The organism is Kluyvera sp. (assembly GCF_965301105.1).
On record NZ_CBDKZX010000092.1, the window covers coordinates 1 to 13,981 of the forward strand.

16 protein-coding genes are annotated in these 13,981 nt (G+C 55.2%); 6 read left to right on the forward strand and 10 right to left on the reverse strand.

Going from position 1 to position 13,981, the window contains the following annotated elements; all coding sequences use genetic code 11:
• Together ACW14G_RS20055 and mutT are read left to right on the forward strand one after the other, a co-directional pair.
• The coding region (locus ACW14G_RS20055; RefSeq protein ID WP_455648739.1) for an SEC-C metal-binding domain-containing protein at positions 1-255 on the forward strand (255 nt) is incomplete at its 5' end.
• A gap of 59 nt (positions 256-314) precedes the next feature.
• Complete coding sequence (gene mutT / locus ACW14G_RS20060) at positions 315-704, forward strand: 8-oxo-dGTP diphosphatase MutT (RefSeq protein ID WP_064547452.1); 390 nt, start codon at positions 315-317, stop codon at positions 702-704.
• A 35-nt stretch (positions 705-739) separates the two neighbouring features.
• Here mutT and yacG read toward each other — a convergent pair whose 3' ends face one another.
• From yacG to coaE, 3 genes are read right to left on the reverse strand one after another with little or no spacing between them, the layout of a single operon-like run.
• On the reverse strand, positions 740-934 hold the full coding sequence (gene yacG / locus ACW14G_RS20065; protein ID WP_163448053.1) for a DNA gyrase inhibitor YacG: 195 nt from the start codon (positions 932-934) through the stop codon (positions 740-742).
• Positions 935-943: 9 nt separating this feature from the next.
• The gene (gene zapD, locus ACW14G_RS20070) at positions 944-1,687 is read right to left on the reverse strand and encodes a cell division protein ZapD (RefSeq protein ID WP_167576788.1); all 744 of its coding nucleotides are present in this window, start codon (positions 1,685-1,687) and stop codon (positions 944-946) included.
• On the reverse strand, positions 1,687-2,307 hold the full coding sequence (gene coaE, locus ACW14G_RS20075) for a dephospho-CoA kinase (protein WP_163448051.1): 621 nt from the start codon (positions 2,305-2,307) through the stop codon (positions 1,687-1,689). Before coaE ends, zapD begins: the two co-directional genes overlap by 1 nt.
• Positions 2,308-2,531: 224 nt before the next feature.
• Here coaE and ACW14G_RS20080 point away from each other — a divergent pair, with 224 nt between their 5' ends.
• Positions 2,532-3,575, forward strand: a complete 1,044-nt coding sequence (locus ACW14G_RS20080; RefSeq protein WP_064547460.1) for a GMP reductase — start codon at positions 2,532-2,534, stop codon at positions 3,573-3,575.
• A 32-nt stretch (positions 3,576-3,607) separates the two neighbouring features.
• On the opposite strand, the gene hofC is transcribed toward ACW14G_RS20080, so the two are convergent.
• The 4 genes from hofC to nadC form a co-directional block, all read right to left on the reverse strand.
• Positions 3,608-4,807, reverse strand: coding sequence for a protein transport protein HofC (gene hofC / locus ACW14G_RS20085; RefSeq protein ID WP_249022316.1), 1,200 nt, complete (start codon positions 4,805-4,807; stop codon positions 3,608-3,610).
• Positions 4,800-6,185 carry a type II secretion system protein GspE gene (gene gspE, locus ACW14G_RS20090; RefSeq protein ID WP_249022315.1) on the reverse strand — a complete coding sequence of 462 codons (1,386 nt, stop codon included), beginning with the start codon at positions 6,183-6,185 and terminating at the stop codon, positions 4,800-4,802. Before gspE ends, hofC begins: the two co-directional genes overlap by 8 nt.
• A gap of 14 nt (positions 6,186-6,199) precedes the next feature.
• The gene (ppdD, locus tag ACW14G_RS20095; RefSeq protein WP_223803303.1) at positions 6,200-6,637 is read right to left on the reverse strand and encodes a prepilin peptidase-dependent pilin; all 438 of its coding nucleotides are present in this window, start codon (positions 6,635-6,637) and stop codon (positions 6,200-6,202) included.
• A gap of 175 nt (positions 6,638-6,812) precedes the next feature.
• On the reverse strand, positions 6,813-7,706 hold the full coding sequence (gene nadC / locus ACW14G_RS20100) for a carboxylating nicotinate-nucleotide diphosphorylase (protein WP_167576780.1): 894 nt from the start codon (positions 7,704-7,706) through the stop codon (positions 6,813-6,815).
• Between the two features lie 87 nt (positions 7,707-7,793).
• Here nadC and ampD point away from each other — a divergent pair, with 87 nt between their 5' ends.
• Together ampD and ampE are read left to right on the forward strand one after the other, a co-directional pair.
• On the forward strand, positions 7,794-8,357 hold the full coding sequence (gene ampD, locus ACW14G_RS20105; RefSeq protein ID WP_167576778.1) for a 1,6-anhydro-N-acetylmuramyl-L-alanine amidase AmpD: 564 nt from the start codon (positions 7,794-7,796) through the stop codon (positions 8,355-8,357).
• Complete coding sequence (ampE, locus tag ACW14G_RS20110; protein ID WP_223803301.1) at positions 8,354-9,208, forward strand: beta-lactamase regulator AmpE; 855 nt, start codon at positions 8,354-8,356, stop codon at positions 9,206-9,208. Before ampD ends, ampE begins: the two co-directional genes overlap by 4 nt.
• Before the next feature lie 38 nt (positions 9,209-9,246).
• Here ampE and ACW14G_RS20115 read toward each other — a convergent pair whose 3' ends face one another.
• The 3 genes from ACW14G_RS20115 to aroP form a co-directional block, all read right to left on the reverse strand.
• On the reverse strand, positions 9,247-10,197 hold the full coding sequence (locus ACW14G_RS20115; protein WP_249022314.1) for a glycoside hydrolase family 43 protein: 951 nt from the start codon (positions 10,195-10,197) through the stop codon (positions 9,247-9,249).
• Positions 10,197-11,606, reverse strand: coding sequence for a glycoside-pentoside-hexuronide (GPH):cation symporter (locus ACW14G_RS20120; RefSeq protein WP_163448043.1), 1,410 nt, complete (start codon positions 11,604-11,606; stop codon positions 10,197-10,199). The genes ACW14G_RS20115 and ACW14G_RS20120 overlap by 1 nt, the downstream gene beginning before the upstream one ends.
• A gap of 165 nt (positions 11,607-11,771) precedes the next feature.
• On the reverse strand, positions 11,772-13,142 hold the full coding sequence (gene aroP, locus ACW14G_RS20125; RefSeq protein WP_167576770.1) for an aromatic amino acid transporter AroP: 1,371 nt from the start codon (positions 13,140-13,142) through the stop codon (positions 11,772-11,774).
• A gap of 537 nt (positions 13,143-13,679) precedes the next feature.
• Here aroP and ACW14G_RS20130 point away from each other — a divergent pair.
• A partial coding sequence (locus ACW14G_RS20130) for a GntR family transcriptional regulator (protein ID WP_455648740.1) occupies positions 13,680-13,981 on the forward strand: 302 nt, incomplete at its 3' end.

Genomic DNA, 13,981 nt, shown 5'->3' on the forward strand with positions numbered 1-13,981 from the left:
CTGAAGTATGAAGTGATCAGCACCCTGAGCAAGGTGCAGGTACGCATGCCGGAAGAAGTTGAAGCCATGGAACAGCAGCGTCGTGAAGAAGCCGAGCGTCTGGCGCAGATGCAGCAGCTGAGCCATAAGAGCGATGACGAAGCCGTCGCGGAAGATCTGGCCGCACAAACCGGCGATCGCAAAGTGGGTCGTAACGATCCGTGCCCTTGCGGTTCCGGTAAAAAATACAAACAGTGCCATGGTCGTCTGAGCTAAGGCCATAATAAGAAAACAAAAGGCGCAGAGTTCTGCGCCTTTTTTATGGATAAGACAAAATGAAAATACTGCAAATATCCGTCGGCATCATTCGCAATGCCGCAGGCGAAATTTATATCACCCAGCGTGCCGCCGATGCGCACATGGCGCATAAATGGGAGTTTCCGGGCGGTAAAATTGAAGCGGGGGAGTCACCGCAGGAAGCGGTTATCCGTGAACTGCAGGAAGAGGTTGGGATCGTGACCACCTCGCTGCAGCCGTTTGATAAGCTGGAATATCAGTTCCCCGATCGACACATTACGCTGTGGTTCTGGCTGGTTGACAGCTGGGAAGGCGAGCCGTGGGGCAAAGAAGGGCAGCCGGGACGCTGGGTTGCGCAACAGGATTTGGTGGCGGACGAATTCCCGCCAGCGAACGTGCCGGTGATTGAAAAGCTGATCGCGGGTTGATATGTGATGACGCCGGGCCGTTCCCGGCGTCGGATTTACTGCTGCTCTTCGCTCCAGTCATCGCTATCGGAGAGATCGCCGCTGCTCGGGATTCGCTTCTCCTCCGCCGCCCATTCGCCAAGGTCAATCAGCTGGCAGCGCTTGGAGCAAAAAGGGCGATAGGGGCTTTGTTCGCCCCAGACAACCGGTTTGTTGCAGGTGGGGCAGTTTACGGTGGTGACGTCAGACATCTTCTCTCCTTAGCAGCACGCCAGTTCAAAATCCAGACGCTCCGGTACCACGCCGTGCTCGCTGTCCAGCGGCATAAAGCGGATAGCAAAGCGGCTCTTGTGGCCGGAGATCTGCGGGTAAAGCTGCGAGGTCAGTTCAAGCTTCAGACGCAGCAGGTCGGCATCTTCACCGTTGTCCTGGTAAAAACCGTTCAGGCTGGTTTGCTTGCGGAACTGCGCTGAATTGCGTACCAGATCGAGAATTAACGTCAACGCCTGATTGAGCGGCTCCAGGCTTGCCAGCCAGGTTTCCACCAGCGCATCGCGCTGATGCTGTTTAGCGTGTAGCCAGATATGCAGCGTCGGCAGGTCGAAGCTGCAGCAACCTCCCGGAATACTCAGACGCTGACGCACCAGCGCAATCAGGCGATCTTCACGGAGGAACTGCCCGATACGCGGTGCCGCCATCAGGATGCTGCTGCTATTTTTCAATTGCTGACGCAGGGCGTCGATACGGCTGAGATCAACACCCGGGACTTCGCTCCAGGCGTTCAGTTTACGCTGTTGGCGTTCCAGCTCTTTGAGCAGTTCTGTGCGGATATCGCCGCGTTCGAACACATCCAGTAAATCCCCGACGTTGCGAAAAAAGTGCAGCGCGCTGGCGTGATCTCTGATGGGTAAATTGGCATTCAATTGCTCAGTCAGAAATTCAATACGCAGCCAGGTACGCATTTTTTCGTTTAGAGGATGCTCAAAAAGGATGTGGGTGTGCATTACGATTTTTCCTGTGATACAGCCTGTGCCGCGAGCTCAAGATAGTGCGCGTGAAGGCGAGCAACATCCGATGCAATGGCATCTGGTGTGCCGTTGTTATTAATAACGTCGTCAGCCACGGCCAGACGCGCTTCGCGCGTGGCCTGGGCTGCAAGAATATTTTCCGCATGCTCTCGCGACACGTTGTCGCGCTGCATGGTACGAAGAAGCTGGGTCTCGCGTGATACGTCAACGACTAGTACGCGATCGGCCCGCTCGTAGAGTTTGTTTTCCACCAGAAGAGGAACGACCCAAAGCACGTAAGGCGAGGTGGCCTGACGAAGCTGACGCTGTGTTTCCTGCTGAATCAAAGGATGCAGGAGGGCGTTGAGCCAGGCTTTTTCCTCCGGGTTGGCGAAAATACGTTCGCGTAGCTCCCGGCGGTTTAGCGCCCCTTCCGGGGTCAGAATGTGGTGGCCGAAATGTTCGGTAATGGCTGCTAGCGCCGGCGTGCCGGGTTCGACAACCTGACGGGCAAGAATATCGGCATCAATCACGTTAATTCCCAGGCAAGAAAACGCATCTGCGACCGTGCTTTTGCCGCTGCCGATGCCGCCCGTTAACGCCACTGTGTAAGTCATACCGCTTAGCCCTGGAATTTTAGTATGAAAATCATTTGGTTAAAAAACTGGCGCCCGAAGTGTGCGAATCAAAGATGCACGGTACTATTCGCCAGGTAAATTTATGGGATTGTAGCTTAAAAAAAGTGAAAATCGCAGTCTTGCGAAGACCTGATTAGTGCGTATGATTGCATTACTGGAGTTGTGCTCTCAATTTAATTGCCATTAACCCCAGGAATTCGCACATGCGTATCGAAGAAGATCTGAAGTTAGGTTTCAAAGACGTTCTTATCCGCCCTAAACGCTCTACTCTTAAAAGCCGTTCCGATGTTGAACTGGAACGCGAATTCACCTTTAAACATTCAGGCCAACGCTGGTCAGGCGTACCGATTATTGCTGCGAATATGGACTCCGTGGGGACTTTCGGGATGGCAAAAGCGCTTGCCTCTTTCGATATCCTGACCGCCGTACATAAGCACTACTCCGTTGAAGAGTGGAAAGCCTTTGTGCAGGCCGAGTCTGAAGACGTGCTCAAGCACGTGATGGTCTCTACCGGGACCTCCGACGCCGACTTCGAAAAAACGCAGCAGATCCTCAAGCTGAACTCAGCGCTGAACTTTGTCTGTATTGATGTGGCTAATGGTTACTCTGAGCACTTTGTACAGTTTGTAGCGAAAGCGCGTGAAGCATGGCCGACGAAAACTATCTGCGCAGGCAACGTGGTGACCGGCGAGATGTGTGAAGAGCTGATTCTGTCTGGCGCAGACATTGTGAAAGTGGGTATCGGTCCGGGTTCCGTCTGCACAACCCGCGTGAAAACTGGCGTCGGTTATCCGCAACTGTCCGCAGTGATTGAATGTGCTGATGCGGCGCATGGACTTGGCGGCCAGATCGTCAGCGATGGCGGCTGCACCATGCCGGGCGACGTAGCCAAAGCTTTTGGCGGCGGCGCCGACTTCGTGATGTTGGGCGGCATGCTGGCTGGTCACGATGAAAGCGGCGGCGTGATTGTCGAAGAGAATGGCGAGAAATTTATGCTGTTCTACGGCATGAGCTCTGAGTCTGCGATGAAGCGCCACGTGGGCGGCGTTGCTCAGTACCGTGCGGCAGAAGGCAAAACCGTGAAGCTGCCGCTGCGTGGCCCGGTCGATAACACCGCGCGTGATATCCTTGGCGGCCTGCGTTCAGCCTGTACCTACGTTGGCGCCTCTCGCCTGAAAGAGCTGACTAAACGCACCACCTTTATCCGGGTACAGGAACAAGAGAACCGCGTGTTCAACAGCCTGTAACCCCTTTAACGCTGGCGCCGTATGCGCCAGCGTTATCCCGCTCCGCTGATGGCATCTCCCAGATGAAAAATGGGCAGATACATCGCGACGACCAGCGTTCCGATAATTAACCCCGTGACGATAAGCAGCAACGGTTCCAGCATCGACGTCAGGTTTTCTGCCAGATTCTGAGTGCTCTCATTGTGATGCCGGGCCAGGTTATCCAGCATTTCATCCAGCGCCCCGGACGCTTCTCCGGTCCTTACCAGCTGTAAGCATAAAGGTGTAAACACGCCACTGTTTTCCATGGCCTGCCAGATCGTGCAACCCTGCGCCACGTCGTGATGTAGCCGGGTGATAACCTCACGCCACCACGGGCAACTAAGCGTTTCCTCAACGGTCTCCAGCCCCTGCAAAAAGGCGATGCCTGCGCGCTGCGTCAGCGAAAGGACGGTAAAAATCTGGCTGAGCATCTGGCCACGCCTGAGCTTGCCCATGATCGGCAGCGCGAGCAATATCCGCTGACGAATACGCTGCCATGGCGGGTGGTTTTTTAACGCGGTGCTTAGCATCCCAGGCAACAGCAGAAAAACCAAAAGAGGAAGGTACCACCGCTCAATAAAGGCGGCGCTTGCCATGACGGCCTGTGTCAACGCGGGCAACGGCGTGTTGAAGGTGCGATAGATGGCGGTGAATTCCGGCAGGACAAAACTGACCATCGCCACCACCACTAGTACGGCCAGCGACAGAATAATCAGCGGATAGCGCAGCGCTTTTTTCACCTTTGCCGTCAGTAACAATTGCGCTTTCTGTTGCTGAGAGAGTGCCAGACAGCATTGTTCCAGCTTACCGGTGATTTCACCGGTGCGAATCATCGCCAGATAGAGTGGGGGAAAAGCCTGCGGCCATGACTTCAATCCTTCCGATAACGTGACACCTTGCGCCAGACGGCTAGCCAACGAGTCGAGAAGGGCACGCCATTGCGGTGCAGGATGTTGCTGGCTGAGGAGCGCCAGGCTGTCTGATAACGTGAGCCCAGCCTGCAACAGGGTTGCCAACTGGCTGATCACCGCACAGCTGTGCTGTGCCCGCCAGAGTGACGAGTTTATCGCACGGCGCTTCAACGAGAGGGCGATAATGTTCTGTTGCGTGAGCGCCATCAGCGCGCCAGGCCGATGGTTGGCCCAGAGCGTACCGCGATGCTCGATGCCGTTGGGGTCAAGCCCACGCCAGTACCAAAGCTGTTCACGCATCCTGTGGGAGCCCTAGCACGCGCAGTAATTCTTCCTGCGTGGTTAGCCCTTGCTCGACGGCCCGGCAGCCATTTTCAAACAGCGTTTTCATACCCGCTTCCCGAGCATGTAGCATCAGTTCCGCCGGACTGTGTCCATTAACGATCCCCTGTCGTAGTGTGGGCGTGAGCGGCAGCAGTTCAAACAGCGCGAGACGGCCCTGATAACCATGGTAACAGTGCGGGCAGCCTGGCGCCGTCCAGTGCGGCAGCGGGCGTGGCCATAGCGATCGTGGGAGCGGCTGTTCACCGGGCGATGTCTGGCGGCAGTGTGGGCAGAGTCGCCGAACCAGTCTCTGTGCGACGACCATTAAGAGTGCGGATGACACCATCCAGCGCGCCACGCCCATTTGCTCGAGGCGTACCAGCGTTTCGACGGTGGAGTTGGTATGCAGCGTCGAGAGCACCAGATGACCGGTCTGCGCGGCTTTGATGGCGATCTCCGCCGTCTCGCCGTCGCGGATTTCACCGACCATCACGATATCGGGGTCCTGACGCAGCAAGGCGCGCAGTACGTTCTGGAAGGTCAATCCGGCGCGTGGGCTAATCTGTGTCTGATTCAGACCATCAAGAGGGATCTCAATGGGGTCTTCCACACTGCAGATATTGACGTTACTCCGGTTGCGGCTTTGCAGCGCGCTGTAGAGCGTCACCGTTTTTCCACTGCCCGTCGGCCCGGTGACCAGAATCAGCCCTTGCGGTTGATTTAACGCAGACTGAAGCTGCATTAACTCATTGTCTGATAGCCCCAAACGCTGAAGATCAAGCGCTTGTTCCACCTTATGCAGCAGACGCAGCACGGCTTTCTCGCCGTAGCGGCAGGGAAGCGTCGAGAGCCTGAATGAGAGCGGCTTATCGGCAATATCTATTGTGAACTGCCCGTCCTGAGGTAAGCGCCGCTCGGCGATATCGAGGCCGCCGAGCACCTTAAGCCGGGCAATCAGCGGTGCCATTAACGGCAGAGCAATGGGGGCGAGAGGATGCAGCACGCCATCGACACGAAGCCGTACGCGAAGCGCATGTTCGGTCGGCTCAAAATGGATATCGGACGCGCGTTGAACCAGCGCTTGTTTGAGCAGATGGTTGAGCAGGTCAACCGCGTTATCACTTTCATCATGCGGCCTGGCATTGGTTAAAGGCGTCGACTGCTGCAGATATTTGTCCATCCTCTCCTGCGTCCAGCATTCAATATCGATGCGCTTTTGGGTGGCAAAGCGGAGCGAATCCATCAGCTCGCCTGGCGGCGTACCCACGACCGCGATACTCAGCTCATCGGCCGCGTTGCTGAGCAGTACCGCATGGTGACGTTGGCACAACGTTAACAATTGTTCCTGTTTCATCATTGCCCCTTCGCTTACTGAACATCAAAGCGGAAAACGTCTTCACAGGCCTGCTGGAGTGCGCCATCGTTCTGGATATCACAGGTGCGCTGCCAGCCGGTGATGCCGTTGGCGTTGTCCCAGCTGGGGACGAGGGTAACGGTCAGGCCGTTGAGGCTCTCCTGGCCGGTCAGGATAACCGTGCCTTGCGCGACGCTCATGGCTGAAACATAACGCGTGGTGGTCGGTGAGGGGATGCCATTGCTGCCTGCATCGCAGTTATCCAGCCCGCCGCGGTCGAGTGCGCACAGTTCGATCGCGGTGCGGTAGGGAACAAAGGTTTGCAGCATATCGGTTAGCGCTGCTTTGCGTAGGTAATTCTGGTATGCCGGGATACCAATGGCGCTAAGAATGGCAATGATGCCGATAACGACCATCAGTTCGATGAGAGTAAAACCTTGTTGTTTGTTCATGTTCTGCTCCTTGCTGAAACTGGCGCTACTCTGGCAGAGGTTAACGCGGTCAGCGAGGGGCGAAGCGGTGTTCAGGAAGCCGCCTCCCAGCGTTTTTACTGGGGTTGCAGATGTGCAGGGGGAAGTGGAACGACGATCGGGAAAATGCCCTCGCGGTGGAGGGCATTATCAGGGGTTAGCGGAAACGCATCGACAGATCGAGCGCTCGCACATGCTTGGTTAGCGCGCCGACGGAGATGAAGTCGACGCCGGTTTCAGCGAACTCGCGGATGGTGTCGAAGGTCACGTTGCCCGAGACCTCCAACTGAGCCTGGCCTTGGGTAATGTTTACCGCTTCACGCATCTGCTCGGTATCAAAGTTATCAAGCATGATGATGTCGGCACCGGCCTTCAGCGCTTCACGCAGCTCTTGCAGGGTTTCCACTTCGACTTCAACCGGCACGTCCGGATGCAGCCAGAACGCTTTCTCTACTGCCTGACGCACGGAGCCGGAGGCAATAATGTGGTTTTCTTTGATCAGGAAGGCGTCGGATAACCCCAGGCGGTGATTGGCGCCGCCGCCGCACAGCACGGCGTATTTTAGCGCGGTGCGCAGGCCTGGCAGCGTTTTGCGGGTATCCAACAGTTGGGTATGCGTGCCTTCCAGCAGGTTGACGTATTTACGTACTTCGCTGGCGACACCGGAAAGCGTTTGCACGAAGTTCAACGCCGTGCGCTCGCCGGTGAGCAGAACGCGGGACGGGCCGTTAATCTCAAACAGCGGTTGATTAGCGATGACGGTATCGCCATCTTCAACGTGCCAGGTCAGGGTGACGTCATCGCCCGCCAGTTGAATAAAGACCTCTTCAACCCAGCGTTTACCGCAAAATACGCCGTCTTCACGCGTAATCACGATGGCATGAGACTGTGTTTTTTCCGGTAAGAGTTGTGCGGTAATATCGTTCTGTGCGTTCACTTCTCCGCCCAGATCTTCGCGCAGCGCCTGGGCGACAGCGTTAGGGATATCGAGATTAATACGTTCAAGTAGCGCGTCACGTCGATGGTCTGGGTTATAGCGGCGAGGCGGCATAATAAAGCTCCAAATTGGTAACGATGCAAAAGATTGAAACATGCTACTCTGAACCAGCAAGTATCACCATATTTTAGGAGATCCTGAATGCAGTTAGATAAGGGCTGGCTGGTGGGCGTTCGGCAGGTGCCGTCCCCTCATCACGATACTCGCCCACAGGATGAGGCCCCCTCGCTGCTGGTTGTGCATAATATTAGCCTGCCGCCCGGTCAATTTGGCGGCCCGTGGATAGATGCCCTGTTTACTGGCACGCTCGACCCCAACGCCGATCCATTTTTTGCGGAAATTTGTCATCTGCGGGTGTCAGCCCACTGCTTGATCCGTCGTGATGGTGAGATTGTGCAGTACGTTCCCTTTGATAAACGCGCCTGGCATGCCGGCGTTTCCAGCTATCACGGGCGCGAGCGATGTAATGATTTCTCTATCGGTATTGAGCTCGAAGGTACCGATACGCTGGCCTACACCGATGCGCAGTATGCGCAACTGGCGGCCTTAACCCAGTTGCTCATTGCCGAATATCCCCTCATTGCCGATAACATGACTGGCCACAGTGATATCGCGCCTGTGCGCAAAACCGATCCCGGCCCGGCGTTTGACTGGGCGCGTTTTCGCGCGCTGGTCACCCCCTCGTCAGATAAGGAGATGACATGACGTTGTTTACCACACTTCTGGTTCTGCTTGCCGAGCGTCTGTTTAAACTCGGTGAACACTGGCAGCTCGACCATCGTCTGGAAGTGCTGTTTCGCCGGGTGAAGCACTATTCTCTGGGCGCCACGTTGCTGATGACCATCGCGGCAATGGCCGTGGTCGGAATTATTCAGCGTGTGCTCGATGGGCTGCTGTTTAACGTGCCACAGCTTATTTTCTGGATTCTGCTGGGGCTGTTGTGTATCGGCGCGGGCCGCGTTCGTCTGCATTATCACGCCTATCTGAAGGCGGCATCGCGCAATGATGCCCACGCCCGTGAGGCGATGGCCAGCGAGCTGACAATGATTCATGGCGTTCCGCCGGGTTGCGATGAGCGCGAGTTCCTGCGCGAATTGCAGAATGCGCTGCTGTGGATCAACTACCGTTTCTACCTGGCCCCGCTGTTCTGGTTCGTGGTGGGGGGCTCGTGGGGGCCGATGGCGTTGATAGGCTATGCGTTTTTGCGTTCGTGGCAGTCTTTCCTCGCGCGTTATCAGACGCCGCATCATCGCTTGCTGTCAGGGATAGACGCAATCCTGCATGTGGTGGATTGGGTTCCTGTTCGTTTGGTTGGCGTGGTATATGCGCTGATTGGCCACGGTGAGAAGGCGCTTCCGGCGTGGTTTGCTTCGTTGGGCGACCGGCATTCTTCGCAGTATCAGGTGTTGACAACGCTGGCGCAGTATTCCCTTGCCCGCGAACCGCACGTGGATAAGGTGGAAACGCCAAAAGCCGCGGTGTCGATGGCGAAGAAGACGTCGTATGCGGTAGTGGTGGTAATGGCGCTGCTGACGATTTATGGAACGTTAGTGTAGTTATTGCCCGGTAAACGTCGCGTTACCGGGCAATACGTTTATAGCGTATCTGCCGGCGGGATGCCGAAGTCTGGCATTCCGTCTTCCGTCCAGCGGACTGTTTTCAGGCGGGTGTGGCGATTTGGGTCGTACAGCGGGTCGCCTTCAATTTCCGTGTAGTTCCTCGCGTGATACACCAGCACATCATCACCTTCAGGCGTCTGCGTAAAGCTGTTGTGTCCAGGCCCATACTGACGATTTTCGTAGCTGGTGGTGAATACCGGCTCCGGTGACTTATGCCAGTTTTCCACGTTGGTCATGTCGGCATCTTTATCAATCCACAGCAGGCCCATGCAGTAGTTTTCGTCGGTGGCGCTGGCGGAGTAGCTGATAAACAGGCGGTTGCCGTGAGTGACGACGGCAGGCCCTTCGTTCACCAGAAAACCGCGACATTCCCAGTCGAACTCGGGTTTGCTGAGCATGACGGGCTTACCTTTCAGGGTCCACGGGTTTTCCAGCTCAGCCAGATACAGGTTGGAGTTGCCGGCAATCTCCGGAGACTTTTGCGCCCACAGATACCACCGTTTACCCTGATGTTCGAAGGTGGTGGCGTCGAGACAGAAGGTGTCGAACGGCGTTTTTACCTGACCTTTCTCAACCCATTTCCCGCTGAGCGGATCGGCGTCGCTGCACTCCAGCGCAAACATGCGGTGCTGGAACATCCCCAGACTGTCGAACGCCTGAGTGTGGGCGGCGGCGAAGTAGATATACCACTTGCCGTCAATGTGGTGCAGCTCCGGCGCCCAGATAAGGTTGCTCATCGGGCCGTTGTCTGGCTTGTGCCAGACCACTACCGGCTCAGCGGTGCGCAGGCCATCGAGGTCTGTGGCGCGGCGGATCTCCAGCCGGTCATATTCCGGCACAGAGGCGATAAAGTAGTACGTATCCTTATGGCGCAGAATAAACGGATCGGCGCGTTGCTCAATAAAGGGGTTAGGCCAGTTCTTCATCAGGCTTTCCTTACGTGTTCAGTCGTTTTCAATTCTTGCTGGTATTCATTCAGCTCGCGGTAGTTATTGCGGCGTTTTTCGAGATCTTCCTGAATCTGTTTCATCAGGTTGCGGTCAACTTTCAGCAGACGGACCACGCCAGCGGTAATCAGATAGCCCACGCCAGGAATCACGGTGAACAGCAGCATAATACCGTTGAGGGTGGTGTCGCTTTGCGCCTTGGCACCCGCGTCGTAGCCATACCAGGAGAGCAGGAAGCCAACCATGGCACCGGCAACCGCAAGCCCCACCTTCAGGAAGAACAGGTTGCCGGAGAAGCTGATGCCGGTGATACGTTTGCCGGTTTTCCATTCGCCATAATCATCAACGTCGGCCATCAGCGACCAGTGCAGCGGAGACGGGATCTGGTGCAGCACGTTCAGCAGGAAGTAGAGCACCACGATCAGCACGGTGGCGTGCGGGTCGAAGAAATAGAAGGCGATAGAGAAGACGGCCAGTACAATGTTCGTCCAGAAGAAGACCTGCAGTTTACACCAGCGATCGGTCAACACTTTGGCCAGCATACTGCCGATCATCATGCCGACCACGCCCAGACTGATAAAAATAGTGGCGAAGTGCGTGCTTTCGCCCATCACCCAGGTGACGTAGTACATGGTGGCGGCCATGCGGATAAAACCCGGGCAGACGTTGCACAACGTCAGCAGCAGAATGCGTACCCACTGATCGTTTTTCCAGACGTCTTTTAAATCCTGCTTCAGTTCATCGTTGGTCTGTACCGCCGGGCGTACGCGTTCACGTACGGTGGCAAAGCAGAACAGGAACATACACATGCCGATAAAGGCCAGCACGGTCATCGCCATCTGATAGCCTTTGGCTTTGTCTTCGCCGCCAAACCAGTCGGCCATCGGCAGCAGGGTCAGCGACAGCAGCAGGGTGGCGATGCCAACCAGTACAAAGCGATAGGACTGGCAGGCGACGCGCTCTTTCGGGTCGTTGGTAATCACGCTACCCAGCGAGCAGTAAGGAATGTTGATGGCGGTATAGGTGATCGATAACAGGAAATAGGTGACAAACGCATAGATAACTTTGCTGCTATAGCTCCAGTCTGGCGTGGTGAACATCAGCACGCTGAACAGCGCATAGGGGAAGGCTATCCACAGCAGCCATGGACGAAAGCGGCCATACTTACTGCGGGTACGGTCGGCCAGCGCGCCCATAATCGGGTCGGTAACAGCGTCGATAACGCGGATTGAGAGCAGCAGTACGCCCACCAATGCTGGCGCCAGTCCAAAAATATCGGTGTAAAAATAGTTAACGAACAGCATGATAGCGCCGAAGATGATGTTGCATCCTGCATCGCCCATGCCATAACCAATCTTCTCTTTTACTGACAGTTTACTTGCGTCCATCGCCAGATCTCTCTTGGGGAATATGGAGAAGATTATTGCCAGTTAAAGGGTGAAATGCGTAGCAGGATAACGTTGTTGATATGGATAAAGCTGCTGCGAAAATGAAACTGTGAGGCAGGTAACATCAGGGAAAAAGCCCCCTCCGGGAGGAGAGGGCCTGTCAGATTAGTGCGCTTTTACGGTTTTGGCGCTCTTCTGCTTAAACATAAATCCGATGCCCAGAATGGCGATCCATACCGGAATCAGCCATACGGAGATGGCCATGCCCGGAGTCATCACCATAATCACCAGCACGGCAGCCATGAAGACCAGGCAGATCCAGTTCCCCAGCGGGTAGAACAGCGCCGGGAAGCGTGTGGTGACACCCTGTTGCTGTTTGGCTTTGCGGAACTTGATGTGCGCCAGGCTAATCATCGCCCAGTTAATGACCAGTGCAGAAACCACCAGCGCCATCAGCAGTCCGAATGCGGACTCTGGGGCCAGGTAGTTGATCAGCACGCACAGCGCAGTCACAACGGCGGAAACCAAAATAGAGCTCACAGGCACGCCGCGTTTGTCGACGTTCAGCAGCGCTTTCGGGGCATTGCCCTGCTGCGCCAAGCCGAAAAGCATACGGCTGTTGCAGTAGACGCAGCTGTTGTACACGGAGAGCGCGGCGGTCAGGACCACGATATTCAGGGCATTCGCTACGAACGAGTCGCCCAGTTCATGGAAGATAAGCACGAACGGGCTGACATCCGCGGTGACGCGGGTCCACGGCATCAGCGAGAGCAGTACCGCCAGCGAGCCCACATAGAAAATCAGGATACGGTAGATAACCTGGTTGGTGGCTTTTGGAATGCTCTGCTCCGGGTTATCCGCTTCCGCCGCGGTAATCCCAACCAGCTCCAGGCCGCCGAAGGAGAACATGATGATCGCCATCATCATCACCAGCCCCGTCCAGCCATGCGGCAGGAAGCCGCCTTGTTCCCACAGGTTGCGCACGGTGGCCTGCGGGCCTGCGCTGCCGCTGAACAGCAGCCATGCGCCGAACAGGATCATCGCGATAACCGCGATAACTTTGATGATGGCAAACCAGAACTCCATCTCACCGAACACTTTAACGTTGGTCAGGTTGATGGCGTTGATAATCACAAAGAAGGCTGCCGCGGAAGCCCAGGTAGGGATCTCGGGATACCAGAACTGGATGTATTTACCCACTGCGGTGAGTTCCGCCATGGCAACCAGGACGTACAGCACCCAGTAGTTCCAGCCAGAAGCAAAGCCCGCGAAGTTACCCCAGTACTTGTAGGCAAAGTGGCTGAATGAGCCGGCTACAGGCTCTTCAACCACCATTTCACCGAGCTGGCGCATGATCATAAAGGCAATAAAACCGGCGATTGCGTAGCCGAGAATAATACCGGGACCGGCGGATTGAATGACGGAGGCGCTGCCAAGAAACAGGCCGGTGCCGATAGCGCCGCCCAGAGCAATCAGCTGGATATGGCGGTTCTTCAGGCCGCGCTTAAGCTGCGCGCCTTGCTGTTGACCTTCCATTGTGAAACCTCGTGTGTGGTTATTATTGTGACGCTGTTGTGCGTATGTACTTAAGAAATTCCGTTTTCTGTATTGTTATGTTTACGAAAAGCTTTTCTTAAAAAGAGGTAAGGCTCTTTCGTCATGAGCAGAATAGTGGTAAGCGCGAAGGAATGCACCTGCTTTATGAAGGGGTGATGACAGATTGGATAAAAAGACAACAACGGTCACGCCGCGCTGAAATGGCGCTATCGCGATGATATTGAATTAATAATCATAAAATTGAATAAAAATTCATTTATGGCGGAATTGAAACGGTTCAGTTTGCTTAATATTGTTTGGTTTTAGTTAATTGTACTTCTTTATAGGTAAAGTCATTTTTTGTGCAAAGTTACATTTCTGAAACATCATTTCTGTAATGTTGTTAAAAAGTGCCGGGTTTACTGATTTCAATCAAAACCTGTATGGACATAAGGTGAATACTTTGTTACTTTAGCGCTACGAACTTGAAATTGGTAAGACCAATTGACTCCGGGCTAATGGCAGAGACAGGGAACAATGGCCTACAGCAAAATCCGCCAACCAAAATTATCCGATGTGATTGAGCAGCAGTTGGAGTTTTTGATTCTTGAGGGGACGTTACGCCCCGGCGAAAAACTTCCACCTGAACGCGAACTGGCTAAACAGTTCGACGTTTCTCGCCCTTCGCTGCGTGAGGCGATTCAACGCCTTGAAGCCAAAGGGCTCCTGCTTCGTCGCCAGGGCGGCGGGACTTTTGTTCAGAGCAGCCTATGGCAGAGCTTCAGCGATCCGCTGGTTGAGCTACTGTCCGACCACCCTGAATCCCAGTTTGATCTGCT